At 34.1% G+C, this 25476-nt stretch carries 21 protein-coding genes, 2 tRNA genes and 2 rRNA genes; 10 read left to right on the top strand and 15 right to left on the bottom strand.

Features of this window, described 5'->3' with window-relative positions:
* Nucleotides 1-28: 28 nt before the first annotated feature.
* The 11 genes from D6T69_RS08675 to D6T69_RS08625 form a co-directional block, all read right to left on the bottom strand.
* Nucleotides 29-2899, bottom strand: a 23S ribosomal RNA gene (locus D6T69_RS08675).
* Between the two features lie 190 nt (nucleotides 2900-3089).
* Nucleotides 3090-3163 (bottom strand) — tRNA-Ala (locus D6T69_RS08670).
* Between the two features lie 90 nt (nucleotides 3164-3253).
* A tRNA-Ile gene (locus D6T69_RS08665) sits at nucleotides 3254-3327 on the bottom strand.
* Nucleotides 3328-3408: 81 nt separating this feature from the next.
* Nucleotides 3409-4930 (bottom strand): 16S ribosomal RNA (locus tag D6T69_RS08660).
* The 16S and 23S rRNA genes sit together here with 2 tRNA genes alongside, the layout of an rRNA operon.
* 716 nt (nucleotides 4931-5646) lie before the next feature.
* Nucleotides 5647-6387, bottom strand: coding sequence for a DUF4294 domain-containing protein (locus tag D6T69_RS08655; protein ID WP_125067369.1), 741 nt, complete (start codon nucleotides 6385-6387; stop codon nucleotides 5647-5649).
* A 107-nt stretch (nucleotides 6388-6494) separates the two neighbouring features.
* Nucleotides 6495-7748, bottom strand: a complete 1254-nt coding sequence (locus tag D6T69_RS08650; protein WP_125067368.1) for an aminotransferase class I/II-fold pyridoxal phosphate-dependent enzyme — start codon at nucleotides 7746-7748, stop codon at nucleotides 6495-6497.
* 129 nt (nucleotides 7749-7877) lie between these two features.
* Nucleotides 7878-10094: a xanthine dehydrogenase family protein molybdopterin-binding subunit gene (locus D6T69_RS08645; RefSeq protein ID WP_125067367.1), complete on the bottom strand. Its 2217-nt coding sequence runs from the start codon at nucleotides 10092-10094 to the stop codon at nucleotides 7878-7880.
* Nucleotides 10095-10106: 12 nt separating this feature from the next.
* A complete protein-coding gene (locus D6T69_RS08640) occupies nucleotides 10107-10568 on the bottom strand; it encodes a (2Fe-2S)-binding protein (protein WP_125067366.1) in 462 nt (153 codons plus the stop codon).
* Nucleotides 10569-10681: 113 nt separating this feature from the next.
* Nucleotides 10682-11632: a phosphoribosylaminoimidazolesuccinocarboxamide synthase gene (locus D6T69_RS08635; protein ID WP_125067365.1), complete on the bottom strand. Its 951-nt coding sequence runs from the start codon at nucleotides 11630-11632 to the stop codon at nucleotides 10682-10684.
* 39 nt (nucleotides 11633-11671) lie between these two features.
* Entirely contained in the window at nucleotides 11672-12271 is a 600-nt protein-coding gene (locus D6T69_RS08630) for a hypothetical protein (protein ID WP_125067364.1), read from the bottom strand.
* Between the two features lie 3 nt (nucleotides 12272-12274).
* Entirely contained in the window at nucleotides 12275-13228 is a 954-nt protein-coding gene (locus D6T69_RS08625) for a PhoH family protein (RefSeq protein WP_125067363.1), read from the bottom strand.
* Nucleotides 13229-13347: 119 nt separating this feature from the next.
* Between D6T69_RS08625 and D6T69_RS08620 the strand changes: the two genes are divergently transcribed.
* From D6T69_RS08620 to gldG, 5 genes are read left to right on the top strand one after another with little or no spacing between them, the layout of a single operon-like run.
* Entirely contained in the window at nucleotides 13348-14208 is an 861-nt protein-coding gene (locus D6T69_RS08620) for an SAM hydrolase/SAM-dependent halogenase family protein (protein WP_125067362.1), read from the top strand.
* A gap of 4 nt (nucleotides 14209-14212) precedes the next feature.
* Nucleotides 14213-14509, top strand: a complete 297-nt coding sequence (locus D6T69_RS08615) for a putative quinol monooxygenase (protein ID WP_125067361.1) — start codon at nucleotides 14213-14215, stop codon at nucleotides 14507-14509.
* Complete coding sequence (locus D6T69_RS08610) at nucleotides 14509-15036, top strand: GNAT family N-acetyltransferase (protein WP_125067360.1); 528 nt, start codon at nucleotides 14509-14511, stop codon at nucleotides 15034-15036. The genes D6T69_RS08615 and D6T69_RS08610 overlap by 1 nt, the downstream gene beginning before the upstream one ends.
* Nucleotides 15037-15042: 6 nt before the next feature.
* Nucleotides 15043-15762, top strand: a complete 720-nt coding sequence (gldF, locus tag D6T69_RS08605) for a gliding motility-associated ABC transporter permease subunit GldF (RefSeq protein ID WP_125067359.1) — start codon at nucleotides 15043-15045, stop codon at nucleotides 15760-15762.
* Nucleotides 15755-17395: a gliding motility-associated ABC transporter substrate-binding protein GldG gene (gene gldG, locus D6T69_RS08600; protein WP_125067358.1), complete on the top strand. Its 1641-nt coding sequence runs from the start codon at nucleotides 15755-15757 to the stop codon at nucleotides 17393-17395. The genes gldF and gldG overlap by 8 nt, the downstream gene beginning before the upstream one ends.
* Before the next feature lie 22 nt (nucleotides 17396-17417).
* Here gldG and D6T69_RS08595 read toward each other — a convergent pair whose 3' ends face one another.
* Genes D6T69_RS08595 through D6T69_RS08585 form a run of 3 tightly spaced genes read right to left on the bottom strand, consistent with a single transcriptional unit; the run spans nucleotide 17418 to nucleotide 19334 of the window.
* Nucleotides 17418-18176: an NAD(P)H-binding protein gene (locus D6T69_RS08595; protein ID WP_125067357.1), complete on the bottom strand. Its 759-nt coding sequence runs from the start codon at nucleotides 18174-18176 to the stop codon at nucleotides 17418-17420.
* On the bottom strand, nucleotides 18163-18828 hold the full coding sequence (locus D6T69_RS08590; RefSeq protein ID WP_206197798.1) for an MIP/aquaporin family protein: 666 nt from the start codon (nucleotides 18826-18828) through the stop codon (nucleotides 18163-18165). The genes D6T69_RS08595 and D6T69_RS08590 overlap by 14 nt, the downstream gene beginning before the upstream one ends.
* Nucleotides 18829-18839: 11 nt before the next feature.
* Nucleotides 18840-19334 (bottom strand): DinB family protein, encoded by a 495-nt coding sequence (locus tag D6T69_RS08585; RefSeq protein WP_125067355.1) that lies wholly within the window; start codon nucleotides 19332-19334, stop codon nucleotides 18840-18842.
* Between the two features lie 122 nt (nucleotides 19335-19456).
* Here D6T69_RS08585 and D6T69_RS08580 point away from each other — a divergent pair, with 122 nt between their 5' ends.
* The 5 genes from D6T69_RS08580 to D6T69_RS08565 all read left to right on the top strand — a co-directional run bounded on the left by D6T69_RS08580 (nucleotide 19457) and on the right by D6T69_RS08565 (nucleotide 24182).
* Nucleotides 19457-20299 (top strand): DUF2911 domain-containing protein, encoded by an 843-nt coding sequence (locus D6T69_RS08580; protein ID WP_125067354.1) that lies wholly within the window; start codon nucleotides 19457-19459, stop codon nucleotides 20297-20299.
* Nucleotides 20300-20627: 328 nt separating this feature from the next.
* Nucleotides 20628-20792: a hypothetical protein gene (locus D6T69_RS15985; RefSeq protein WP_164506710.1), complete on the top strand. Its 165-nt coding sequence runs from the start codon at nucleotides 20628-20630 to the stop codon at nucleotides 20790-20792.
* A 62-nt stretch (nucleotides 20793-20854) separates the two neighbouring features.
* Nucleotides 20855-21484, top strand: coding sequence for a hypothetical protein (locus tag D6T69_RS08575; RefSeq protein ID WP_125067353.1), 630 nt, complete (start codon nucleotides 20855-20857; stop codon nucleotides 21482-21484).
* A 5-nt stretch (nucleotides 21485-21489) separates the two neighbouring features.
* Nucleotides 21490-22020 (top strand): peroxiredoxin family protein, encoded by a 531-nt coding sequence (locus D6T69_RS08570; protein ID WP_164506709.1) that lies wholly within the window; start codon nucleotides 21490-21492, stop codon nucleotides 22018-22020.
* 2 nt (nucleotides 22021-22022) lie between these two features.
* Nucleotides 22023-24182, top strand: coding sequence for a peptidase domain-containing ABC transporter (locus tag D6T69_RS08565; RefSeq protein WP_125067351.1), 2160 nt, complete (start codon nucleotides 22023-22025; stop codon nucleotides 24180-24182).
* Between the two features lie 321 nt (nucleotides 24183-24503).
* Here D6T69_RS08565 and D6T69_RS08560 read toward each other — a convergent pair whose 3' ends face one another.
* Entirely contained in the window at nucleotides 24504-25466 is a 963-nt protein-coding gene (locus tag D6T69_RS08560) for a succinylglutamate desuccinylase/aspartoacylase family protein (protein WP_125067350.1), read from the bottom strand.
* Nucleotides 25467-25476: the final 10 nt, after the last annotated feature.

The following is a 25476-nucleotide window of genomic DNA, read 5'->3' as shown; positions in this document are numbered from 1 at the left end:
TTGCTCCCGGCCACTAGGACCGGGATACGTACATAAGCCTATGGGTTATTAGTACTACTCAGCTACATACATTACTGCACTTACACTTATAGCCTATCAACGTGGTGATCTTCCACGACCCTTTAAAGAAATCTCATCTTGTGGTGGGTTTCGCGCTTATATGCTTTCAGCGCTTATCCCTTCCCGACGTAGCTACTCTGCAGTGCCCCTGGCGAGACAACAGATACACTAGAGGTCAGTCCAACTCGGTCCTCTCGTACTAAAGTCAGATCCACTCAAATTTCTAACGCCCACAGCAGATAGAGACCGAACTGTCTCACGACGTTCTGAACCCAGCTCGCGTGCCACTTTAATGGGCGAACAGCCCAACCCTTGGGACCTTCTCCAGCCCCAGGATGTGACGAGCCGACATCGAGGTGCCAAACCCCCCCGTCGATGTGAGCTCTTGGGGGAGATCAGCCTGTTATCCCCGGAGTACCTTTTATCCTTTGAGCGATGGCCCTTCCATGCGGAACCACCGGATCACTATGCTCTACTTTCGTACCTGATCGACCTGTATGTCTCTCAGTCAAGCTCCCTTATGCCATTGCACTCTACGCACGGTTACCAAGCGTGCTGAGGGAACCTTTAGAAGCCTCCGTTACTCTTTTGGAGGCGACCACCCCAGTCAAACTACCCACCACGCACTGTTCTCATTGCTGAGTTAGGCTCTAGATAAGCAAAGGGTGGTATTTCAAGGATGACTCCACAACGCCTAGCGACGCCGCTTCAAAGTCTCCCACCTATCCTACACATTACTTATCCAAAGTCAATACGAAGCTATAGTAAAGGTTCACGGGGTCTTTTCGTCCCGCTGCGGGTAATCGGCATCTTCACCGATACTACAATTTCACCGAGCTCATGGCTGAGACAGTATCCAGATCGTTGCACCATTCGTGCAGGTCGGAACTTACCCGACAAGGAATTTCGCTACCTTAGGACCGTTATAGTTACGGCCGCCGTTTACTGGGGCTTCATTTGATTGCTTCGCCGAAGCTAACAACTCCACTTAACCTTCCAGCACCGGGCAGGTGTCAGGCCTTATACATCATCTTTCAATTTAGCAAAGCCCTGTGTTTTTGATAAACAGTCGCCTGGATCTTTTCACTGCGGCCAACATTGCTGTTGGCGACTCTTCTCCCGAAGTTACGAGTCTATTTTGCCTAGTTCCTTAGCCATGAATCTCTCGAGCACCTTAGAATTCTCATCCCAACTACCTGTGTCGGTTTACGGTACGGGTTCTTATAATCTGAAGCTTAGAGGTTTTTCTTGGAAGCCTTTAGGCACACTATCCACGCATCCGAAGACTTGTGGTACTATCGTACTTCAGCTAGATCTGCGGATTTGCCTACAAATCTAATACCTACATACTTCAACGAGCTATTCCGTCAGCTCGCGGTGCTTTCATTACTCCGTCACCCCATCGCAATTATAAGAAGTACAGGAATATTAACCTGTTGGCCATCGACTACTCCCTTCGGATTCGCCTTAGGTCCCGACTAACCCTCAGCTGATTAGCATCGCTGAGGAAACCTTAGTCTTTCGGTGAGGGGGTTTCTCGCCCCCTTTATCGTTACTTATGCCTACATTTTCTTTTCTATACGTTCCAGCATACCTCACAGTACACCTTCAGCACATATAGAATGCTCCCCTACCACTTTAATAAGTCCATAGCTTCGGTAATATGTTTATGCCCGATTATTATCCATGCTCGACCGCTCGACTAGTGAGCTGTTACGCACTCTTTAAATGAATGGCTGCTTCCAAGCCAACATCCTAGCTGTCTGGGCAGTCAAACCTCGTTTTTTCAACTTAACATATATTTGGGGACCTTAGCTGATGGTCTGGGTTCTTTCCCTCTCGGACATGGACCTTAGCACCCATGCCCTCACTGCTGAGAAACATTTTATAGCATTCGGAGTTTGTCAGGAATTGGTAGGCGGTGAAGCCCCCGCATCCAATCAGTAGCTCTACCTCTATAAAACTTTTAATCAACGCTGCACCTAAATGCATTTCGGGGAGTACGAGCTATTTCCGAGTTTGATTGGCCTTTCACCCCTACCCACAGGTCATCCAAAGACTTTTCAACGTCAACTGGTTCGGTCCTCCACTGTGTGTTACCACAGCTTCAACCTGCCCATGGGTAGATCACTCGGTTTCGCGTCTACTACTACTAACTATAATCGCCCTATTCAGACTCGCTTTCGCTTCGGCTCCAGACCTTAAATCTTTAACCTTGCTAGCAACAGTAACTCGTAGGCTCATTATGCAAAAGGCACGCCGTCACACAGTAAATGTGCTTCGACCGCTTGTAGGCGTACGGTTTCAGGTTCTCTTTCACTCCCTTACTTAGGGTTCTTTTCACCTTTCCCTCACGGTACTAGTTCACTATCGGTCTTTCAGGAGTATTTAGCCTTACCGGATGGTCCCGGTGGATTCATACAGGATTACACGTGTCCCGCACTACTCAGGGTACTGCTATATCCTCTTCGATTACCTGTACGAGACTATCACTCTCTATGGTTCGTCTTTCCAAACGATTCCAGTTCTCTTAGATTCTAATGTCGCAGCCCTACAACCCCAATATTGCCGTAACAACATTGGTTTGGGCTAATCCGCGTTCGCTCGCCACTACTAACGGAATCACTTTTGTTTTCTCTTCCTATGGTTACTTAGATGTTTCAGTTCACCACGTTTGCCCCCTTGCGGGTAATACATCTTCAATGTATTGGGTTGCCCCATTCGGAAATCTACGGATCGATAGGTATGTGCCCCTCCCCGTAGCTTATCGCAGCTTATCGCGTCCTTCTTCGCCTCTGAAAGCCTAGGCATCCTCCATACGCCCTTATTTAGCTTATTGTACTTTTTGCTGTAGTATCTCTACTACAACGAGCTCTTTATAATTCTTGTTCTTATAAAAATATGTTGTTAGATGTTATCTAACTCTCTATCTTGATTCTTTACGATATCATTTTACCAATATGTCAATGAACTTGTGGCGTGTCGCCACTGACAAGTATTTAAACTTCGTGGACAACTTAATGCCGTTGTGGAGAATATCGGAGTCGAACCGATGACCTCTTGCGTGCAAGGCAAGCGCTCTAGCCAGCTGAGCTAATCCCCCATACTTCTAGTGATGAGTTTTTAGTACATGAGTGAAGCATTTAATCACTCACTCAACCTCTAGAATTTCCTTTACTAAGTCTTAAAATTGTAGTCTCGGGCAGACTCGAACTGCCGACCTCTACATTATCAGTGTAGCGCTCTAACCAGCTGAGCTACGAGACTATTAAGATCTTAGTCTATTTTTTAAAATTAACAGCAAAGAGTAAAATAAAACCTCTTATGTAACTCACCATCTTTCTCTAGAAAGGAGGTGTTCCAGCCGCACCTTCCGGTACGGCTACCTTGTTACGACTTAGCCCTAGTTACCAGTTTTACCCTAGGCAGCTCCTTGCGGTAACCGACTTCAGGCACCCCCAGCTTCCATGGCTTGACGGGCGGTGTGTACAAGGCCCGGGAACGTATTCACCGGATCATGGCTGATATCCGATTACTAGCGATTCCAGCTTCACGGAGTCGAGTTGCAGACTCCGATCCGAACTGTGATATGGTTTGTAGATTCGCTCCAACTCGCGTTGTGGCTGCTCATTGTCCATACCATTGTAGCACGTGTGTAGCCCAGGACGTAAGGGCCGTGATGATTTGACGTCATCCCCACCTTCCTCACGGTTTGCACCGGCAGTCTCGCTAGAGTCCTCAGCTTTACCTGCTAGCAACTAACGATAAGGGTTGCGCTCGTTATAGGACTTAACCTGACACCTCACGGCACGAGCTGACGACAACCATGCAGCACCTTGTAAAGTGTCCGAAGAAAAAGCTATCTCTAGCCCTGTCACTCTACATTTAAGCCCTGGTAAGGTTCCTCGCGTATCATCGAATTAAACCACATGCTCCACCGCTTGTGCGGGCCCCCGTCAATTCCTTTGAGTTTCAATCTTGCGATCGTACTCCCCAGGTGGGACACTTATCACTTTCGCTTAGTCACTGAATATAAACCCAACAACTAGTGTCCATCGTTTACGGCGTGGACTACCAGGGTATCTAATCCTGTTCGCTCCCCACGCTTTCGTCCATGAGCGTCAGTATATACGTAGTAGACTGCCTTCGCAATCGGTATTCTAAGTAATATCTATGCATTTCACCGCTACACTACTTATTCTATCTACTTCCGTATAACTCAAGTCAACCAGTATCAAAGGCAGTTCCATAGTTAAGCTATGGGATTTCACCTCTGACTTAATTGACCGCCTGCGGACCCTTTAAACCCAATGATTCCGGATAACGCTTGCACCCTCCGTATTACCGCGGCTGCTGGCACGGAGTTAGCCGGTGCTTATTCTTACAGTACCGTCAAGGAACTACACGTAGTTCTGTTTCTTCCTGTATAAAAGCAGTTTACAACCCATAGGGCAGTCTTCCTGCACGCGGCATGGCTGGTTCAGAGTTGCCTCCATTGACCAATATTCCTCACTGCTGCCTCCCGTAGGAGTCTGGTCCGTGTCTCAGTACCAGTGTGGGGGATAATCCTCTCAGACCCCCTACCTATCGTCGCCATGGTAAGCCGTTACCTTACCATCTAGCTAATAGGACGCATAGTCATCTTGTACCGATAAATCTTTAATTATAAACTGATGCCAGTTCACAACACTATGGAGTATTAATCTTCATTTCTAAAGGCTATCCTCCTGTACAAGGCAGATTCTATACGCGTTACGCACCCGTTCGCCGGTCGCCGACATCTAGCAAGCTAGATTCGCTGCCCCTCGACTTGCATGTGTTAAGCCTGCCGCTAGCGTTCATCCTGAGCCAGGATCAAACTCTTCATTGTATAATCTTTAATATTATAAATGTTAAGTTCCAAAAGAATTTCTAACTTCGTAGAAGTTATGGTCATTCTACTCTTTGTTTTACGCTGTCAATTTCAATATTTTCAATGAACTTGTGGCGAGTCGCCACTGACAAGTTTTTACTTATCTTACGACTCATCCTCTTGTAGAAACACTAGACTCGAACTAGTAACTTATCGTCTTCCAAAATTTCTGTGATCGTGTCGCTTTGTGAAAACGGATGCAAAACTACAAACTCTTTTTAATCTGACAAAACTTTTTTTGAAGTTTTTTTCGCTTGTTTTTGCTACACTATTTTAATGAACTAATTCCCTAAAAATCGGACTGCAAAGATACTCACTTTATTTATTAATAAACAAGAAAAATTTAAACTATTTTTTAACCTTTTCCTTTAAATATCTTAAACCCTATTTTAATGAACTCTCACCAACTTCCTAGCTTACCGCTTATCCGTTTGCGGGTGCAAATATAGATACCTTTTTCTTTACAACAATGACTTTTTTTGCCTTTTTTTATCACCTTCTTTTAATCCGCTATAATCTAATACTTTATATCTGAAAGTTTTTTCTAACCAACCCCCTCTCCTTCCTTTGTTTATTATACTTATTACTATTTTAATACTTCTATATGAAGAGTACATACAGCTGTTATAGTACTTAATTATGAACTCTAGTAATAATTCTAAACCCTAATCTGTTTACTTTTTCTTTCGTTTTCGCTTCTTTCGCATCTTAGCAAACATCTCTTTATACTCGGATACATCAACATATCCTCTACTTTTCGATACAATTACTAAATAGTTCTTACGTAATTTAGGCTCTTGATACTCTAACTTTTCTTCTATATATGCTCGCTGTATAATGTCCTCTACTAAATAATCTTCGTTTTCCGTTTCAGGTTTATACTCTGACTTTAATGATAGTTTAAATAAATTTGCTGTAGTATTGTACCAAAAAGCTTTCCAACCACTTCTTAATTCTTTTACATTATCAAAGGCTGTTTTTCCTGTTTGACGATGAATTAGCTTTAACAAAATCCTTCCTTCTGTTCTTGTTAACTTTTTTAAGGGAGCTGTTAACTCTTCTTCTAAATACTTTTGAATTCTTTTTATGTATTTTCTTTTTTTACTTTTTGATTTAATTCTAGCTAAACGTGAATTTACACTATCTACTCTTTTTGCTGCTAAAATTGCATAAGGATATGCTTTGAATACTTTTTTTCGAAGCCAATAATAATAAAGAATATCTTTTTTTTCTTTAAACTTATGTTTTGGAAGTACCGTTACTTCATTTAGCTCTATCATTAAACTATCACCTTCTCTTATTAAGATATATTCATCGTTAAAATTTGGTAATGTATCTTTAATTTGTGCATTTAATCCTGCTACAAATAATAATAATAATAATAATAATAAGTATATGTATAGTAATTTTTTCATTTTATTTTGATAAGCAAAAAGAATTCCAAATGTATCATTTCTCTTTTAAAACAAAAAAACTCATGAAGTATTTCATGAGTTTTTATCTATTTTTTTGCAGCTTCTTTCTATTCTGCCATAATTGAGGCTGCTACTTGTTTATAAGTTCCATTCTCTAACTTTTCACGAATTGCAGAAAAAGCTTCAATTGTTTCATTTACATCTTCAATTGTATGACGAGCTGTTGGAATTAGTCTTAATATTATCAATCCTTTTGGTATTACTGGGTATACTACAATTGAACAAAATACTCCATGATTTTCTCGTAAATCATTTACCATTGCCATGGCTTCTGGAATTTCCCCTTTTAAGTATACTGGTGTAATACATGTTTGCGTTGTTCCTAAATCAAAACCTGCTTCACGTAAACCTGATTGTAATGCATTGGTTATTTTCCAAAGGTTTTCTTTTAATTCAGGCATAGTACGAATCATATCCAAACGTTTTAATGCTCCTTTTACCATTGGCATTGGTAATGATTTAGCAAACATTTGTGATCTCATATTATATTGTAGGTATTGAACAACATCTTTGTCTCCTGCAAAAAAAGCTCCAATTCCTGCCATAGATTTTGCAAATGTTGCAAAATACACATCAATTCCGTGTTGTACTCCTTGTTCAAATCCTGTTCCTCTTCCTCCTTCACCCAATGTTCCGAACCCGTGAGCGTCATCTACTAATAAACGGAAATTGTATTTTTCTTTTAAAGCTACTATTTCTGCTAAACGTCCTTGCTCTCCTCGCATACCGAAAACACCTTCTGAAACTAGTAAAATTCCTCCTCCAGTTTTTTCTGCCATTTTAGTAGCACGTTTCAAGTTTTTCTCGCAACTCTCTATATCGTTGTGACGATACACAAAACGTTTTCCAGCATGTAAACGAACTCCATCAATAATACATGCATGTGTATCCATGTCATATACTATGATATCATCTTTACCTACTAAGGCATCAATTGCCGATACCATTCCTTGATATCCGAAGTTTACTAAATAAGCTGCTTCTTTCCCAACAAATTCAGCACATTCTTGCTCTAATTGTTCATGGTATTTTGTATGACCTGACATCATACGAGCTCCCATAGGGTATGCCATTCCGTCTGTAGCAGCAGATTCTCCATCTACTTTTAACACTTCTGGATGGTTTGCTAATCCTAAGTAGTCGTTAATACTCCAAGTTATTACTTTTTTTCCATTGAAAGACATACGGTTAGAAATTGGTCCTTCTAATTTAGGAAACACATAATATCCTTCTGCTTTATCTGCCCATTTTCCTAAAGGTCCTTTATCTCCTTTAATTCTTTCAAATAAATCTTTAACCATTGTTATTTTTGATTTTTATAGGTTGCGAAAGTAGTGCTTTTTTAACAGATTTTCAAAAATTACCGAGTGTTTCATTTTCAATAAATAATAAAAACACTACTTAATTATACCTACAAAGTTCTTTAGTTTTTAGGATAAAATGTTTGAATTTAGTTCTTCTACAAATGGTTGTTTATATAGTCTTTTACCTATAGCTTTATGAATTGCATTTGCTACTGCTCCTCCTGCTGGTGGTAAGCCTGGTTCACCTAACCCGGTTGGTGCAATTTCGTTTTCAACAAAGTGCACTTCAACTTTTGGAGTTTCATTTATTCTTATTAATCGATAGTTGTCAAAATTTCTACTTGATGGTTTCCCCCCGTTAAAGGTTAAATTACCATACATAGCATGTCCAATACCATCAATTACCCCTCCTACAACTTGATTTTTAGCTCCTGTTGGATTTACAACGATACCACAATCAACAGCTGCTACTACTTTTGTTACAACTGGTACTCCATCTTTTAACTCTACTTCTGCTACTTCTGCTACATGAGTATTATGACTGTAATACGCTGAAAACCCTTGATAAACTCCTTGCTTTGATTTTCCCCAGTTTCCTTTCTCTGCAGCCAATCTAATTGCATCTTGCATACGCTTTCCTGAATACTGTATCTTTTCGTCTTTTGTTTCTTTTACATTTTCTAGTAAGTCTAAACGTAATTGCACTGGGTCAATATCTAGTTCTTGTGCTAATTCATCAAAAAATGATTGTTCTGCATATCCTAAAAAGTTAGTGTAAGGTGCTCTCCATGCTCCTGTACTGATATTACTTTTGTAGTTTCCTGTGGATACTTTATAATTTGGAATACATCCCGCTGGGAAGAAATGTGGGATTAATCCATACATATTGTCATTAATTGCTGCTTCTTTTAAGTGGTATCCTGTTATTTTTCCATCTTTAATTGATGCTGCTATTCTATATTTAATAGCTGGTCGGTAAATACCTGCTGTTATGTCTTCTTCTCTTGTTGAAACCATTTTTATTGGTTTCTTAATTTTATCAGATATTTCAAGAGCTTCATATACAAAATCACCATACAACCTTCTTCCGAATCCTCCTCCCATTCTTGTCATTTCTACATGTATCTGCTCTAAATTACGATCTAACATTTCTGATGCTACTTGAGCTGCATACTCTGGTGTTTGCACAGGACCTACTAAGTGTACCTTTTCTGGTGTTACATTTGCAAAAAAGTTCATCGGCTCCATACAGTTATGTGGTAAGAAAGGCGAATGATATGTGCGCTCTATAACTTTATCTGCTTCTGAAAATGCTTTTTTCACATCGCCATCTTCTCTTCTTACATCAAGTTTACCTCCATCTAATAAGCTTAATAGTTTTTCATCATGAAGCTTTGTGTCTTCAAGTTCTGAGGCTGCTCTCCATGTAGCTTTGATAGCTTTTGCTCCTTTTATTGCCGCCCAAGTATTTTCTGCAAGCACTACTACCTTGTCTGATTTTGACAATTTGAAAGTCCAGTTATCTTTACCAGATTCAATAAAATTTCTTGCTTTTTCTCCGATGGTGATAACATCTATTACCCCAGAAACTTTTTTTGCTTCAGAAGCATCAAACGATTCCAATTCTTCACCAAAAGAAGGTGGTCTTACAACTGCAGCATATACCATCCCTTCCTCTTTATAATCTAATCCAAATAATGGTTTTCCTGTTACTATTTTTTCTACATCAACATTAGTGACATTTTTACCTATAATAGAAAAGTCTGAAGGTTTTTTTAATGTTACTTTTTCTGGTATTTCTAAAATTGCTGCTTCTTTTACCACTTCTCCATACCCTAACTTATCTCCATTAGCATTGGTAATGATTCCTTTTGAAGCTGAGCAAGTGGTTGCATCCACTCCCCACTTTACTGCTGCAGCATTTATTAGCATTTGCTTAGTTGTGGCTCCAGTTTGTCTTAATGCAGTCCATCCTTGGCGTATAGATTGACTTCCTCCAGCTAATTGACGTGTATAATTTTTTGTATCTAGTGGTGCTTGTACCACATGTACTTTATCCCACTCTACATCTAATTCTTCAGCAATAATCATTGGCATAGAAGTTTTTACGCCTTGACCTATTTCTGGATTTGGTGAGTAAATAGTTACATAACCTTCATCAGATATTTTTATAAACGCATTAAAATCGTTGAAATTTAAGTTTTCAACATCCACAGATGGTTTTACATTAGGCTTACATGCTGTAAACAAATTAAACCCAATCATAATTCCTCCACTTGCTAGCGCAGAGGCTCTTAAAAAATTTCTTCTACTAAATGTTACTTTGTTTTCTTGTGTACTCATGATTGAAAAATTTTAAGACATTTTTTCGGCAGCTAAAGCAACTGCTTTTTCTATTCTATTATAAGCTGCACAACGACAAATATTTCCTTGCATTGCTTCTCTTATCTCTTCTTTTGAAGGGTTTGGATTTTCCTTTAGAAATGATGCAGCCGTCATAATTTGACCTGCTTGACAGTAACCACATTGTGGAACATCTACTTCTTTCCAAGCTTCTTGAAGCGGGTGATCTCCTTCCGTCGATAGTCCTTCTATCGTGGTAATTTCTTCATTTTCTAGCATAGAAACTTGTAATTGGCAACTTCTCATTGCTGTTCCGTCTACATGAACAGTACAGGCTCCGCATTGTGCTATTCCGCAACCGAATTTAGTTCCTACCATATTGAGTTCATCACGTAAAACCCATAACAATGGTGTATCTGCATCTGTAGTAAAGGATACAGATTTTCCGTTAATCTTTAATGTATAATTTGGCATTTTAAGGTAGTTTTTAGAATCCGTAAAAGTTACGAAAAAAATAAATGCCTATATATTGATGAAGTTCTTTTAAGACAACTTTAAATAAAAAGAGAGGCTTGAGCCTCTCTTTTTTATCTATTTTGTAAAAATGTTTTTACATTTTTCTCTATTCTTTCAAGTACGTTTTCTGTATTCGCTTTTACAAAAGTTTCCCCTGTAATTTGTTCGTATAGTTCAATGTATCTGTTTGAAATTTCAATAACTTTTTCATCAGACATTTCAGGAATTCCTTGTCCTTCTTTTCCTTGAAAACCGTTCTCAATTAACCACTGACGCACAAACTCTTTTGACAATTGTTTTTGCTTCTCTCCTTTTTCTTGACGCTCAGCATACCCATCAGCATAAAAATAACGAGAAGAATCTGGTGTATGGATTTCATCTATCAATACAATTTTACCATCTTTAGTTTTTCCAAACTCATATTTGGTATCTACTAAAATCAAACCTCTTTTAGCAGCTAATTCAGTTCCTCTCTGAAATAGTTTTCTTGTATAATCTTCTAATACTAAATAATCTTCTTCAGAAACAATTCCTTTTGCTAAAATATCTTCACGAGAAATATCTTCATCGTGTTCTCCATTATCTGCCTTTGTTGATGGTGTAATAATTGGCTCTGGGAATTTATCATTTTCTTTCATTCCTTCAGGCATTGCTACTCCACAAAGCATTCTTTTTCCTGCTGCATATTCACGAGCTGCATGACCAGATAAATATCCGCGGATTACCATTTCTACTTTAAAAGGTTCACATAAATGACCTACTGCTACATTTTCATCTGGGTTTGCTAATAACCAGTTTGGAACGATATCCGCAGTATCGTTCATCATTTTTGTAGCAATTTGATTTAGAATTTGTCCTTTAAAAGGAATTTGACGTGGTAAGATTACATCGAAAGCGGAAAGACGATCAGAAGCTATCATTACCAATAAATCATCATTGATGTTATATACTTCTCTTACTTTTCCTTTATAAACTTCTTTTTGCCCTTGAAACTGGAAATTTGTTTCGTTAATTGTATTCATTAGTATGTTGTTGTGTTGTTGCCCGCAAATGTAAGTATTCTACTCTTCTTTTTGGATAGTTTTTATTTGTTTTATATTTTCTAAAATAGGTGTTACAGTTACGAATGTATTCCCTTCTTCTACATAAAAAATATAAGCACTATTTTGACCTATTTTTTTAGCTTTTAGTTGAGAATCATCTTTAAAAACTAATGTCATATTATTCTTAAGCCTACCTTCTGCTAAACGTTTTTTATAATTTATCCCCATTCCTAGCCTAAACCCTAACAATAAAGAAAACACCATAATAAAAACAGAAACTATAAAAGCTGACTTGTTGTCGTACTCTTTTCTTTTTGCTTTTTTATTTGCTTCAATTCTCTTTTTCAACCATTTTACTCTCTTTAGTATTTCTTCTATTTTCACTGAGTTTTTAATAAGGAAATACAAAGACATGGAAAATACTATAAGAATTACTGACAACGCCCAATTGTTAGCTAATAATGAAATAGGTGACAAAAGTGTATCTGTGATAGTTATGTATTGTAAATAATCTATATCTAGATAACGATAAAAAATGGTATCACTAACTAAGCCTAAAGCAATCAAAAATATATACCCTACCGATAAATATTCTTGAAATCCCAAGTTTTTAAACATACTTTATTCCGTTTCTATACTTTTATAAGCTGTAATGATCTTTTTCACTAATCGGTGACGAATTACATCTTTGTCATCTAAATACACCTGTGCAATTCCTTCAATATCTTTTAACGCTAATAACGATTCTTTCAATCCAGAAACTTGTCTTCTTGGTAAATCTATCTGACCTGGATCTCCGGTTATAATAAACTTTGCATGCATTCCCATACGTGTTAAAAACATCTTCATTTGTGCATGAGTGGTGTTTTGTGCTTCATCTAGAATTACAAATGCATTATCTAAGGTACGTCCACGCATAAAAGCCAAAGGTGCTATTTGTATGACTCCTTTTTCAAGATGTGATTCTAATTTTTCATGTGGAATCATATCTCTTAAAGCATCATATAAAGGTTGCATATATGGATCTAGCTTCTCTTTTAAGTCTCCAGGAAGAAACCCTAAGTTTTCACCTGACTCCACCGCAGGTCTTGTTAAGATAATTCGTCTTACTTCTTTTTCTTTTAATGCTTTCACGGCCAAAGCAACCGCTGTGTATGTTTTACCTGTACCTGCGGGACCTACAGCAAATAACATATCATTTTTTTGCATTAACTCAACCATTTTACGCTGATTAGCTGTTTGCGCTTTTATTAGTTTTCCACTAACACCGTGTACTAAAACGTCTTTTGCATTTCCAGATTTTCGTATTTCTTCTTCCTTACCTGTTGACGTTAAAATTCGCTCAATACTATTTTCATCTAGCTTGTTGTATCTGTTAAAGTATTTGATAAGCATCTCTAGCCGCTTTTCAAATTCATTTAACAATTCAGGTTCTCCAAAAATTTTAAGTTTATTTCCTCTAGCAACTATTTTTATTTTAGGAAAGAAGCTTTTTAACTGAGTAATAGTGCTGTTTTGAGCTCCAAAAAAATCGTTTGGGTTGATTTCTGTTAATTCAATTACGCGTTCGTTCAAATGATAAAAGTTTTAATATTATTCACACTAAAAATAATGATTATTTTTCTTGAATTACGTAGTTTTGTTTAAAATTTCAGCATAATTTTTCACAAATTAATTAACAAACACCTAAATTAATGTCTCTTATTACATTAACTACTGATTTTGGAACGAAAGACCACTTTGTAGGGGCTGTAAAAGGAGCTATTTATTCTGAGTTACCTAATGCTAAGATTGTTGATATTACGCATGAAATTTCTCCTTTCAACATTACTGAAACTGCTTATATTTTAAAGAATGCTTATAAAAGCTTTCCTGATAAAACAATTCATGTTATTGGAGTAGATTCAGAGTTAAGTGTGGATAATAAACATATTGCCTTAGAATTGGATAATCATTATTTTATCTGTCCTGATAACGGACTAATTTCAATGATTGCTTCTGAAATTAAACCTACTAAAATTGTTGAAATTAATATTCACGATCGTATTGAGAGTAGCTTTCCTGTGTTAGACGTTTTTGTGCAAGTAGCTTCTCATATTGCTCGTGGTGGTAGTTTAAGTGTTATTGGTAGAGAGGTTGACACGTATAAAAAGATTGTTGAAATTAAGCCTAAAGTAAACGAGCAACAAACTATTATTGCGGGTGGTGTTATTTACATTGATAATTATGGAAATGTAATTACTAACATTAGTAAAAAACAATTTAATACTATTGGAAAAGGTCGTGATTATAAAGTTACGGCTAGACGTTATACTTTTTCTAAAATTTACAGCAGATATAACGAAATTGTTGATTTTTCGGTAACTGATAAACGACAGTATGATGGTGAAAAGCTAGCTATTTTTAATTCTGCTGGCTTTTTAGAGATTGCTATTTACCGAAGTAATTTAGAAACGGTTGGTGGAGCTTCTACCCTACTTGGTTTAGAATATCGCGACACCATTACTGTTGAATTTGAAAATCCTATTAAACCAGAGTTTACTCCTATAAGTTAAATTTATGTTTGTACGAATTGTAAAAATGAGCTTTAAGCCAGAGAAAATTGAAGAATTTTTAAACAACTTTAATTCCAAAAAAGAGTTTATACGAAATTCACCTGGTTGCCGTTTATTAGAATTATACAGAGACAAAACAAACCCAAACATTTTTTTCACTTATAGTTATTGGAATACTGAACAGGACTTAGAAAACTACAGAGATTCTGATTTATTTAAAGGGGTTTGGGCACAAACCAAAGTGTTATTTAATGATAAGCCTCTTGCTTGGAGTGTAGATAAAGTTGAATCGTTATCTTAATGAGTTTATTCAGTCCTTTTCCTATTTTACATACGCAGCGTCTTGTTTTAAGAAAACTTATTGTTAGTGATAAAGAAGCTCTTTTTAAAATTAGATCAAACGCTATTGTAAATAAATTTATTGATAGGCAAGTTCCTGAAAGTATTTCAGAAATAGAAGATTTTATAAAGCTAATTGAAAAATTAGTCAGCAAAAATGAAGGTATTTACTGGTTAATAGAACACAATAATGAGATTATTGGCTCTATCGGTTTGCGCCACTTCAATGATGATTTTTCTTATGCTGAAGTTGGTTATGAATTACACCCTAATGCTCACGGAAAAGGTTTTATGAGTGAAGCTTTAAAAAAGGTTCTTCAGTTTGGGTTTAGTTCTCTTAACTTAAACGAAATAGAAGCCTATACTCACAAACACAATAAAGATTCTATAAATTTGTTAAAAAGGTTTAACTTTCAATTACGTCCTGATAAAAAAGATAACGACTTCGAGAATAATGTTATTTTTGGGCTACTTAAAAACGAACAATAGTATTTTATGCTACCACTACTAAAGAAAGAATTTAACTCATTTTTTGCCTCACCTATTGCCTATTTGGTTATTGGGGTGTTTTTACTTGTAAACGGTTTATTTTTATGGGTATTTAAAGACAATTTCAACATTTTAAATGCGGGGTTTGCCGATTTAAATAGCTTTTTTTATTTATCTCCATGGTTATTCTTATTTTTAATCCCTGCCATTACCATGAAAAGCTTTGCTGATGAATTTAATAGCGGAACTATTGAAATTCTAAAAACTAAACCACTTACCGATTGGCAAATTGTATTAGGTAAGTTTTTCGCTTCTCTTTTGTTAGTTGTCATTGCATTATTACCAACATTAACCTATGCATATACTGTGTATCAATTAGGAAGTCCTATTGGAAATTTAGACCTAGGTAGTACTATAGGTTCGTATTTAGGTTTGTTATTTTTAGCAGCAACCTATACAGCTGTTGGATTATTTACTTCTACCCTTTCAAAAAATCAAATTGTGGCATTTATTTTAAGTGTATTTATCACTTTTGCTTTATTCTATGGTTTTGACGCTGTAGGTTCTTCTTTAGGAAACTCAGGGTATACCTTACAACAGTTTGGTTTTAATGAACATTTTAAAAGCATTAGTCGTGGTGTGGTAGACACTCGTGATGTAATCTATTTTATCAGTGTTACATTCTTCTTTTTATTCATCACTAAACAACAGTTAAAAAATGAATAAGAAATTACAACATATTGCATTAGCTCTTATCGGATTGTTAATTGTTAATTACATCGCTAATTCAGTTTACAAACGTTTCGATTTAACACAAGACAAACGTTATACCTTATCTGAAGTAAGTGAACGTCTTATTGATAAAATTGACACCCCACTAACGATTCATGTATTCTTAGAAGGTGATTTCCCTGCAGAATTTAAGCGTTTGCAAATAGAAACTCGTCAGTTTTTAGAAGAGCTACAAGCTAAAAATGCCAATATTCGTTTCCGTTTTATCAACCCTGATAACATTCGTGAACGTTTGGTAAAAAGAGGAATGATGCCAAGTCAGTTAACTGTGGAAGAAGATGGAAAGTTATCTGAAGCTATTATTTTTCCTTGGGCTGAAATTACTTATGGTAAAAAAGTAGAGTTAATTTCTTTACTTCCTAACTCAATTGCTAAAACTCAAGAAGCTCAGCTACAAAATGCTGTTGAAAAATTAGAGTATTCTTTTGCTAATGCACTACATAATGTTACTTTAAAAGAAAGACAAAAAATAGCGGTATTAGCTGGTAATGGTGAGTTGCAAGATATTTATCAATATAGTTTGTTAAGTGAAATTGGTAAAAAATATCGTTTAGCCAAGTTTACATTAGATAGTGTTGCTAATAATCCGCAAAAAACCTTAAAAGACTTAAGAGCATACGATTTAGCAATTATTGCCAAACCTACTGAGCGTTTTACAGAAGAAGAAAAGCTTACCGTCGATCAATTTATTGCCAATGGTGGTAAAAGTTTATGGATGTTAGATAATAACTATGCGGATACTGATAGTTTGTATAATGAAGGAAAAATGTTAGCATTTCCTCGTGATTTGAATTTAACGGACTTATTGTTTGGGTATCAAATTCGTGTAAACAATAAACTCATTCAAGATTTATATTCTGCTAAAATTCCACTAGCTACAGGAAATGTAGGCAACCAAACACAGTTTCAACACTTAAATTGGTTTTATCATCCGTTAGTTAATGGAAATCCAAACCACCCGATTACTAAAAATGTTGCGCCTGTTCGTTTTCGTTTTACCACTCAAATAGATACGTTAAAAGGAAACTTAAAAAAAACACCTTTATTGGTTACTTCTGTATTGACTAAAAAAACAGGAACTCCCAACTTTATTGAATTACAAAGTATTGCCAAAGAACCTAAAGAAAATGAATTTGCTTCAGGCCCACAATTATTGGCTGTTCTTGTAGAAGGTAATATTCCTTCTGCATATAAAAACAGAATAAAACCTTTTGACACTCCTGATTTTAAAGCTGAGAGTACAAACAATAAAATGATTGTAATTGCTGACGGTGATGTAGGTAGAAATCAGATTTTAAAAGGAAAACCTCACGATTTATCACTGGATAAATGGACAGGAGAACAGTTTGGTAATAAAGAGTTTTTAATCAATGCTATTGATTATTTGTTAGACGATTCTGGATTGATTCAACTACGTAATAAAACCATTCAAATTAATTTATTGGATAAGCAACGTGCTTTTACTGAAAAACGTTTTTGGCAATTTATCAATATTGGTATTCCGTTAGTTTTGTTAGCTCTGTTTGGTTTTGGATTTAATTACTGGAGAAAGAAGAAGTATCAGTAAGTGGTTAGTGGTTGTTAAAACATCAAATATTTAATAAATCATTGTGTAGAAACTGATAGCTCAATACTTTTTGAAGTTTTTCACTATTAATTATTTTATATTCCAATGGTTTTGAATTATCGAACTCAGGAATTGGTTTTCCAAGACTTTTTCTAGCATTTATATAAAAATCTTCTCTGGTTGGATGGTGATTTATACAAGCATTAAATACTTCTCCAAAAACATTTTGTTCTACAATTTCTTGTATAATTGCGATACAGTCCTCACGGTGAATCATGTTTACATAGCCTTTTGGATGTGGTATTTTTCTATTCGCAAACCAATTTCCTGGTTGCCTTTCCCCTCCAAATAATCCAGCAAAACGAATTATAGTTGTTTGAAAATTATTATTATTTCTAAATAGGTTTTCTATTTCTACTAGCGGAGAATTTACAGTTTCATCTTCTTCTGTCATTTCCTTATTTATACTAGGATACACCGAAGTGGAACTAATAAAGATAACTTTAGTTATGTTTGACTTTTCTATTGAAGTTATCAACCATTTAAAGTCTTCTACTTCTTTAGAAGTTATTGCAATTATCAATACATCAGCATCTAAAAATTCTGATGAAATATGTTCCTTTGAAATATCAACTAAATAAGGGGGTATTGCAACTGATTCTAATTCTTGAAGTTTCTCTTTAGAAGTTGTTGAACCTTTTACTTCATATCCTTTCTCAATAAAATTTACTGCTAATTCTTTTCCTAGCCAACCACAGCCTAAAATGCTAACATTTTTCATCACAACAATTATCGTCTTTTACAAGTTTACATGAAACCACTGCTAATAAAGCTCCTAAAATTGGAGCTAGTATATACAGCCATAAATGCTCTAAGTGACCAGAAACTAATGCTGGTGCTATAGAACGAGCTGGGTTCATAGAAGCTTTTGTTATAGGGCCTGCAAACATAGCTTCCAATAAAACTACTCCACCAATAGCAATACCTGCCATTACTCCTACTTCTTTACTTCCTGTAGATACATTTATTATCGTTAGCATTAAAAAGAAAGTTAATAAAAGCTCTAAAATAAAGGCTCGCCAAGGCACTACTGAGGGTAATGTTGCTCCATAGAACTCACTCGTTGGAAATAAAATCCAGAGCATTACACTTGCCAGTATAGCTCCTACTAATTGAGCTATTATATATTTAGGCACCTCTTTCCATGAAAATTTTTTAGCATAGGCAAAAGCAATTGTTACAGCTGGATTAAAATGTGCTCCTGAAATTTCTCCAAAAGCATAAATCATAGCCATTACTATCAATCCCCAAGTAATTGCCACCCCAGTATGTGTTAGATCAGCACCGTTGGTTACTTCATTTACTGTCATTGCTCCTGTTCCGCAGAAAATTAAAGCAAAGGTTCCTATACCTTCAGAAATGTATCTTTTCATTTTATAAATTTCTATCTACTAATTTTGTTTTTAAATAATTCTATTTGTCTTCTATGTCTTAGTATATGTACAATAGCATGTTCAAATAATTGTTCTACATCATATTTCTGTCCCCACCTAACATGTACTTTCTTATTTGGTTCTAATTCTTCTAGTTTTATATCAGGATAATCATCAAAAAGTTGTTCATTATAAGCAAACATTTTATCCAATGCTTCATTATACTCTAAAATAGAATTTAACGTCTCTTTCTCTTTATACTTTATATCTTCTCCTAACCATCTTCTTATCTCAATAACATACGTATATCCTGCTCTAACTACATGTGTTATTATTGTTTGAATTGATTTACAATCTTCATCTTTCGTTTCACTATCAACTATTTGAATCAATTCTTTTGAATTTACATCCTTAATAACTTCTTTAAACTCGGTTATTGATTTTTCATATTCATCTAACAAAGCACCAATGGCTCCATTATTTCTATATATTCTATTTTTTGTCATTCGTAATTTTGGTTGCAAATATCTATTAAAACAGCTCTTAGCTATTTTAAGTTTTTGTTAACATTAATCCAAGGAATTCCTTGTAATTTTAACAAAACTAATTAAAAAACAAATCTATCAACATGAAAAAAATACTTTTAAGCTTGTTTGTTGTTGCTTTATCAACAAACATCAATGCACAATTAAAGACCCCAGCCCCTAGTCCTGCAGCTAAGTTAGAGCAAACTGTAGGTTTAACAGATGTATCAGTTGAATATTCTCGTCCAAGTATGAAGGGAAGAACCATTTTTGGCGATTTAGTTCCTTACGGAAAAGTATGGAGAACTGGTGCAAATGCAAACACAAAAGTTACTTTTAGTGACGATGTTACTATTGACGGTAAAACCTTAAAAAAAGGAACATACGCTTTATATACTAAACCAGGAAAAGATTCTTGGGAAGTAATTTTTTATTCAGATGCTAACAACTGGGGAACTCCAAGAAAATGGGATGATGCTAAAGTTGCTGTATCTACTACTGCCAAAGTTGAAGCTATGCCTATGAAAATTGAAACGTTCACAATGAGTATTGATGACTTAACAAACGATTCTGCTGTGTTAGGAATTTTATGGGAAAATGCTTACATAGGTGTAAAGTTTAATACTCCTACTGATAAGGCTGTAGAAAAAAGCATTGCGCAAGTAATGGGCGGACCTTCTGCCAATGATTATTTTTCTTCTGCTGTGTATTACTTACAAGAAGGAAAAGACATTAACAAAGCTAAAAATTGGATTAACAAAGCGGTTGACATGACTAAAGACCAGCCTCGTTTTTGGTATTTACGTCAACAATCATTAATCTTAGCGAAAGCTGGCGATAAAAAAGGAGCAGTTAAAGCAGCTAAAGCTTCATTAGCTGGTGCTGAAAAAGCTGAAAATGCTGATTATGTAAAAATGAACAAAGAGTTTCTTGCTGAAATAAAGTAATTTTTTCTGCTAAACTTTTTTAAAAGATAAAAAAACTTGCCAATTGGCGAGTTTTTTTTGTATAATTGCTTCTCAAAAATAATTTAACGCTATGAAAACATATAATTATATATTCTTGTTATTAATATAACTCTCATATACTTCCTTTTCAAAGTTTTTATCAAATTTAAAAGCTTTGGTAGAAATATATAGTTTATTCTATATAATACTAAAAAACTAAACTTTTAGTCAATGTTTTTGTACATAAGTAAAACTAAAGTGGTTACTGTAACCATTCGTGACTACTTTAGTAAATATGAATAGAATGGTAATAACTTAATTTTTTTTTATGGAATCATTAGATTTAAAACAAATGGAAAACTTAATTGGAGGTGGTCATTGTGATGCTGCTGAAAATCTTAAATGGGCTAAACTAGTTAGTCCTGCAGCCTTAGTTTTATGGTTATATGAGACAGCTGCTTGTGAAGCTTCTGGAAACGGTGATACTTTTTAGTATTAAAAAAAGTAAGAATTTACCTATATAGGTAAGTTCTTACTTTAAAGATTTAAATAAAAATGAAAAAACTTCTATTTCAAGTCCTTTTATTACTTTTTACTTTCTTTTTTCTTACTTTTCTCTATAATGAAACCCTAAATACCGATAGTTTATTAATTAATTCTTTTAGTGATCAATTAACTAATCAACAACTAATTGATTTATTAAATTTTAAAGAAAAGTGGGAATGGTTAGGATACCTTTCTTTTCCCTTTATACTATTACTCAAATTACTTATAATTTCAGCTATTTTAGATGTTGGTTGCTTTTTTTTTGAGAAAAATATAAAGTTCAATAAATTATTTGATATTGTCATTAAATCTGAGTATATTTTTTTATTGGTAATATTAGTAAAAACGTTCTGGTTTTATTTTTTTGTCAAAAATTTCTCTATAAACGACCTAGAATACTTCTATCCTTTATCAATTCTAAATATTATTGACTATGAGGAAATACAGCCTTGGTTTATTTACCCCCTACAAGTAGTCAATTTATTTGAGCTAGCTTACTGGATTATTCTTACTTATTTTATAGGTAAAGAATTAAATACATCCTTTAATAAAAGTTTTTATATAGTAGCAAGCAGTTATGGAATTTCTTTATTAATATGGGTTATATTTATAATGTTTTTAACCTTAAATATGATTTAAATGTTATGAGTAAAAAATTAATTAAGCTGTTTATTTTTTCTTTAACTCTTGGCATAATTATATTTTTAATATATAATATTATTAACAAGAGTAAAGAAATTGAAATTATTGAAAAAAAAATTAAGTCAATTCCTGAGTTTTCTTTTAACACTCTCGAAAAAACAAAATATACAAAAAACGACTTAACCCCCTATTTACCTACTATATTCTTATACTTTAATAGTGAATGTGATATGTGTCATTTTGAAGCGCAGAATATTTCTGAAAATATAGGTAGGCTTGAGAGTATACAATTAATTTTCATTTCTACAGAGTCTATAAAGAAAATTAAAGTATTTTCAGAACAGCACAATTTAAATAGCAAACAAAATATTACTTTTTTAAGTGATAATGATAATAGTTTTTCAACATTATTCAATGTGACCTCGATTCCTTCCTCAATTATATATGATAAACAACAGAATCTGATTAAAATTCATAAAGGTCAAATAAACCAACAAGGCATATTAAATTCATTAACAAGTAAAAATTATTAAATATCAAAAATTTACAGAAAACTTTTATTTTTCAACAAGGGCAATCTGATTGTGGAGTTGCATGTCTTTTATCTCTTATACAATTTTATGGAGGGAGTAACTCTTTAGAAAGGTTAAGAGAGTTGAGTGGTACAACAAAAGAAGGTACAACTCTTTTAGGCTTATACCAAGCAGCAAACCAACTGGGATTTACAGCTAAAGGAAATAAAGCTAGTATAGATAGTTTAATAAAACATAAATCTCCATTAATATTACATGTTGTTATTAATGAATATATGCAACATTATATCGTCTCCTATGGTTATAAAAATAAAAAATTCATAATTGGAGATCCTGCAAAAGGTATTGTTAGTTACACAAAAAAAGAATTAGAAACCATATGGAAATCTAATACATGTTTAACTCTTGAACCAAATAAAAACTTTATTAAATCAAAAAAAAAATCCGAATATAAAAGAAAATGGTTTTTAACACTTATAAAAGAAGATTATAAACTTATCAGTTTTAGTATTATTCTAGGCTTATGTATCGTTACTTTAGGAATGGCAATGGCAATTTTCTCTCAAAAATTAATTGATGATATTTTACCTTCTAAAGACTTTAATAAATTAATAACTGGTATCATTTTAGTTTCCTTCTTACTATTTATAAAGGTATTCTTTACTGCATTACGAGATTATTTTTTAATCCAACAAACTAAAAGCTTTAATAATCGTATTATTAATAAGTTTTATTCAGCATTACTAGATTTACCTAAACCTTTTTTTGATACTCGTAGAGTAGGTGAATTAGTTGCTCGTTTAAATGATACTCAACGAATCCAACGTGTTATAAAAACTTTTATAGGAAATATCGTTATTAGTGCATTGACAACTATTGTTTCTTTAATATTTTTATTTTACTATTCTTGGCAAACTGGTATGATTGCATTTATAAGCCTACCTTTTTACTTTTTTCTAATATATGGCTTTAATAAAAAGATTATTAATGCTCAAAATGAAGTAATGAAAGGCTATGCTACAAATGAGAGTAACTATATAAAATCAATAGAGGGTATATCAACTATAAAAAATAATAATAAACAAAATTTCTTTAAAAAAAGAAACCAAATTATTTATGGAGATTTTCAGGAAAAAACTTTTAATCTAGGTAAAGTTAATCTTCGTTTATCTATATTATCAAGTACTTTTAGTGTCTTATTTTTAATTAGTATTTTGGTTTATACATCTATACAAGTTTTTAAAGGTAAAATGGAACTAGGTGAATTAATGGCTATACTTGGTATCGCTGGTTCATTATTACCTTCAGTAGGTAATTTAGCTCTTATAATGATTCCTTTTAATGAAGCAAAAGTAGCATTTAACAGAATGTATGACTTTACTTCTATCGATAAAGAAAAGAAAGGAAGTATAGCTATATCCTCTTTTGAATCTATTGAAGTTAAAAATTTATCGTTTCGTTTTCCTGGTAGAAGTGAGCTTCTTAGAGATATAAATTTTCGTTTATCTAAAAATGAATGTATAGCTATTGTCGGTGAAAGTGGCTGTGGAAAAAGTACTTTAAGTCAAATTTTACAAAAATTTTACTTTTCAGAGAAGGGTGAAATAATAATTAATAATAATATTAACCTAAAAAACTTAAAAACACATTATTGGAGATCTATTTTAGGAATTGTACCTCAAGAGGTTACTATTTTTGATGGAACCGTAATTAATAATATTATTCTCCAATCTAAAGAGGATCCAAATAATATTATTAAATTTTGTCAAAAACATGGTTTTGACAATTTTATTAATTCATTACCTCAAGGTTATGCCACTATTTTAGGGGAAGAAGGTGTTAAGCTTTCTGGTGGTCAAAAACAAGTTATAGCGTTAATAAGAGCTCTTTATAAAAAACCAAAATTACTATTATTAGACGAGTTCACTTCTTCAATGGATAGAAAAACAGAACAGTTTATTTTAACTCTCTTAAATAAACTAAAGTCTAAGTTAACTATTATTTTTATTTCACATAAATTATATACCCTCCCAAAAATTGCTGACCGAATTTATGTCATTGAAAATGGTATTGTGTCTAATTATGGTAATCATAATGAGCTTATGGCTTTTAATAATTTTTATAGTAATTTTTGGAACGAATTAAAGCTTGAGACATTTTAATTACATTTAAAAAAATTTATTACTCACTAATTTTTATGTGACAAATTACATTATTTCTCTACTAATACATTAGAAAACAGTTTTACTTGAAAAATTTATATCGTAAAAAATCATTGATGTTATTATCAATAGGAATTTTAATCATTGCCGCTTCACAAATACTTACTCATTATTTAAAAGTATCTGACTTAATGTAAGGATTAAGTTTTGGTGTGGGAATTGGTTTGCTGATTATGGCGATTGCCAATAGTAACCTAAAAGCTAAAAAAGTAGGCGAATAAATAGTTTACTGAATTAAAAAAGACTGTTAAAAACAGTCTTTTATTTTATAATTCCTAAGTGAATAATGCGTCCCCCTGATTGATTTACGGGGTTTACACTCTTCCCTACCACAATTCCTCTTTCTGGAGCATAGTATTTCTTAATTCTATTACCAAACACATCTCGTAGTGTAGCAATATGGTCTCCTTCTTCTACAATATCTCGTAAATCAACATGTACTGTAAGTAACCCTCCTTCTTGGGTATATAACCAATACGATTTTTCACAAACTACTGTATTTCTTTTCGAGGTTTCATATTCATCATCGGTAATTCCTAAATATGCCAATACATTGTGTACTCCTGCTACTCCACTTTTAATAATTTTCTTTTGAAAACTATGCGGATTACCCACTTCGATAGTAATAGATGGGATTCCTAACTCTTCTGCAGCTCCTCGTAAAGTACCGTCTGATGGTGGTGTATGTACTATAATTTCAGCATCTTGTAATAAGGCTAATTTTTTGGTGACTTTATTGTTCATATCACTTCTAATGTAAAATGAATTCACTCTACCAAAACTAGCTGTATGTAGATCTAGTAAGTAATCAAACTTCTTTACCACCAAATTCAAAAAACGATTGGCATATACTTCGCTTGTATTTCCATTATCTTTTCCTGGCATTATTCTGTTAATATCAACTCCATCGCTAAAAACTCTTGTCCCTCGAACAAATGAAGGCACATTAACCACTGGAATTCCTACAATTGTTCCTTTTAAATTTTCTGTATCTAAATCTTTAAACAATCGCTGGATAACTGATATTCCGTTTAATTCATTTCCATGAACTGCTGCTGTAAGCCCTAATACAATACCATCTTCTTTCCCTCTAGCAACCATAATAGGAATACACGTGGGAATTCCCATTGCGTTAGAAGTAACCTTTAACCAATAATTTTTAATAGAATTTTTAGGTGTTTGATTCACATCAAACTCGGTAATATATTCAATCTGGTGTCCCATACTCATACTT

Source organism: Tenacibaculum singaporense (assembly GCF_003867015.1).
GTDB classification, from domain to species: domain Bacteria; phylum Bacteroidota; class Bacteroidia; order Flavobacteriales; family Flavobacteriaceae; genus Polaribacter; species Polaribacter singaporensis.
Note: the sequence above shows the minus strand (reverse complement) of the source record. Positions and strands in the feature narration are given on the sequence as shown.